2 rRNA genes are annotated in these 3,591 nt (G+C 55.1%); both read left to right on the top strand.

Annotated elements, in window-relative coordinates:
* Positions 1–233: 233 nt before the first annotated feature.
* Positions 234–3,365 (top strand): 23S ribosomal RNA (locus ACZ4TW_RS23750).
* Positions 3,366–3,467: 102 nt separating this feature from the next.
* Positions 3,468–3,584 (top strand): 5S ribosomal RNA (rrf, locus tag ACZ4TW_RS23745).
* Positions 3,585–3,591: the final 7 nt, after the last annotated feature.

The following is a 3,591-nucleotide window of genomic DNA, read 5'->3' as shown; positions in this document are numbered from 1 at the left end:
CGGGTTGGTTCGGTGAGGTGCGCTGTGGTGGCGTGCGGAGGATTGGCGTTGGTGGTGGGTGTGTGTTGTTTGAGAAGTGCATAGTGGATGCGAGCATCTTTATTTCTCGTGATTTCGAGAGATAGCAAAGATTTTTATCTTGTTTTTTGGAATGTCTACATTTGATCCTCGTTGTGGTGGCTGCATGCTTGTTGGTGTGTGGTTGTTGTGGTGGGGGTTGTTTGTAGGTGTTGTTGTAAGTGTTTAAGGGCGTTCGGTGGATGCCTTGGCACCAGGAGCCGATGAAGGACGTGGTAGGCCGCGATAGTCCTCGGGGAGTTGTCAAACGAGCTGTGATCCGAGGGTGTCCGAATGGGGAAACCCAGCACCAGTGATGTGGTGTTACCCACCTCTGAATGTATAGGGGGTGTGGAGGGAACGTGGGGAAGTGAAACATCTCAGTACCCATAGGAAGAGAAAACAATTGTGATTCCGTGAGTAGTGGCGAGCGAAAGCGGAGGAGGCTAAACCATGCGCATGTGATACCGGGTAGGGTTTGTGTGTGTGGGGTTGTGGGGTTCATCTTCTCAGATCTACTTGTCTGGGCGTGAGTGAGAAAACTGTGTGTTAGGTGAAGTGGCCTGGAATGGTCTGCCGTAGACGGTGAGAGTCCGGTAGCTGAAAGCACATGGTCTTGCGTGATGGATGCCCAAGTAGCAGCGGGCTCGTGGAATCTGCTGTGAATCTGCCGGGACCACCCGGTAAGCCTGAATACTTCCTGGTGACCGATAGCGGACTAGTACCGTGAGGGAAAGGTGAAAAGTACCCCGGGAGGGGAGTGAAATAGTACCTGAAACCGGACGCTTACAATCCGTCAAAGCCTGTGCACCTTTGGGTGGTGGGTGATGGCGTGCCTTTTGAAGAATGAGCCTGCGAGTTAGTGCTCGGTGGCAAGGTTAACCCGTGTGGGGTAGCCGTAGCGAAAGCGAGTCTGAATAGGGCGTGGAGTCGCCGGGTCTAGACCCGAAGCGGAGTGATCTACCCATGGCCAGGGTGAAGCGACGGTAAGACGTCGTGGAGGCCCGAACCCACTTCAGTTGAAAATGGAGGGGATGAGCTGTGGGTAGGGGTGAAAGGCCAATCAAACTCCGTGATAGCTGGTTCTCCCCGAAATGCATTTAGGTGCAGCGTCCTGTGTTTCTTACCGGAGGTAGAGCTACTGGATGGCCGATGGGCCCTACTAGGTTACTGACGTCAGCCAAACTCCGAATGCCGGTAAGTGAGAGCAGGGCAGTGAGACTGCGGGCGATAAGGTTCGTAGTCGAGAGGGAAACAGCCCAGATCGCCGGCTAAGGCCCCTAAGCGTGTACTAAGTGGAAAAGGATGTGGGGTCGCGAAGACAACCAGGAGGTTGGCTTAGAAGCAGCCACCCTTGAAAGAGTGCGTAATAGCTCACTGGTCAAGTGATCCTGCGCCGACAATGTAGCGGGGCTCAAGTACACCGCCGAAGCCGCGGCACTCACATAGTATCCCGCCCATGATCTACGGGTTGTGGGCCAGGTGTGTGGGTGGGTAGGGGAGCGTCCTGCATCCGTGGAAGCCACACTGTGAGGTAGTGGTGGAGGGTGTGGGAGTGAGAATGCAGGCATGAGTAGCGAAAGCAGAGTGAGAAACTCTGCCGCCGAATGACCAAGGGTTCCTGGGCCAGGCTAATCCGCCCAGGGTGAGTCGGGACCTAAGGCGAGGCCGACAGGCGTAGTCGATGGACAACGGGTTGATATTCCCGTACCCGTGTATCCGCGCCCATGCTGAATCAGTTGTACTAACCGTCCAGATCCTCCGAGAGCACCTTCGGGTGCCGGGTGAGGTGATGCACGGGACCTCGGCTGGTAGTAGGCAAGCGATGGGGTGACGCAGGAAGGTAGTGGGGCCAGTCAGTGGTTGTACTGGTGTAAGCCTGTAGGGCGAGACATAGGTAAATCCGTGTCTCATGCAGCCTGAGAGGTGATGCGTAGCCGTAGCGGCGAATTCCATGATCCTATGCTGCCGAGAAAAGCCTCTAGTGAGTTGATACACGGCCCGTACCCCAAACCAACACAGGTGGTCAGGTAGAGAATACTAAGGCGATCGAGAGAACTGTGGTTAAGGAACTCGGCAAAATGCCCCCGTAACTTCGGGAGAAGGGGGACCCATCCCGGTGACCGTCCTTGCGGCGTGAGCTGGTGTGGGTCGCAGAGACCAGAGAGAAGCGACTGTTTACTAAAAACACAGGTCCGTGCGAAGTCGTAAGACGATGTATACGGACTGACGCCTGCCCGGTGCTGGAAGGTTAAGAGGACCGGTTAGTGGACGTGTTCCGCGAAGCTGAGAATTTAAGCCCCAGTAAACGGCGGTGGTAACTATAACCATCCTAAGGTAGCGAAATTCCTTGTCGGGTAAGTTCCGACCTGCACGAATGGCGTAACGACTTCTCTGCTGTCTCAACCACAGACTCGGCGAAATTGCAGTACGAGTAAAGATGCTCGTTACGCGCGGCAGGACGAAAAGACCCCGGGACCTTCACTATAGCTTGGTATTGGTGTTCGGTTCGGTTTGTGTAGGATAGGTGGGAGACTGTGAAGTGGGCACGCCAGTGTTCATGGAGTCGTTGTTGAAATACCACTCTGATCGTATTGGACTTCTAACCTCGGACCCTGATCGGGTTCAGGGACAGTGCCTGGTGGGTAGTTTAACTGGGGCGGTTGCCTCCCAAAATGTAACGGAGGCGCCCAAAGGTTCCCTCAGCCTGGTTGGCAATCAGGTGTTGAGTGTAAGTGCACAAGGGAGCTTGACTGTGAGACGTACATGTCGAGCAGGGACGAAAGTCGGGACTAGTGATCCGGCACCGGCAAGTGGAAGCGGTGTCGCTCAACGGATAAAAGGTACCCCGGGGATAACAGGCTGATCTTCCCCAAGAGTCCATATCGACGGGATGGTTTGGCACCTCGATGTCGGCTCGTCGCATCCTGGGGCTGGAGTAGGTCCCAAGGGTTGGGCTGTTCGCCCATTAAAGCGGCACGCGAGCTGGGTTTAGAACGTCGTGAGACAGTTCGGTCTCTATCCGCCGCGCGCGTAAGAAACTTGAGGAAACCTGTCCCTAGTACGAGAGGACCGGGACGGACGAACCTCTGGTGTGCCAGTTGTCCCGCCAGGGGCACTGCTGGTTAGCTACGTTCGGAAGGGATAACCGCTGAAAGCATCTAAGCGGGAAGCCTGTTCCAAGATGAGGTTTCTCACCCCCTCAGCGGGGTTAAGGCCCCCCACAGACCATGGGGTTGATAGGCCAGAACTGTACGCACAGCAATGTGTTCAGGTGACTGGTACTAATCGGCCGAGGACTTACCAACAACACTGAAACCAAAAGTGTTCGCATCCACTATGCACCTCTGAAACAACACACAAAAATTCAGAAACAAATCTGACACCTCGTGTGAACGGTTTCATAAAGTTACGGCGGCCATAGCGGAGGGGAAACGCCCGGCCCCATTCCGAACCCGGAAGCTAAGCCCTCCAGCGCCAATGGTACTGCACCCTAATCAGTGTGGGAGAGTAGGACACCGCCGAACACAATTT

The sequence above is a fragment of the Agromyces sp. NPDC029043 genome (genome assembly GCF_055564615.1).
Note: the sequence above shows the minus strand (reverse complement) of the source record. Positions and strands in the feature narration are given on the sequence as shown.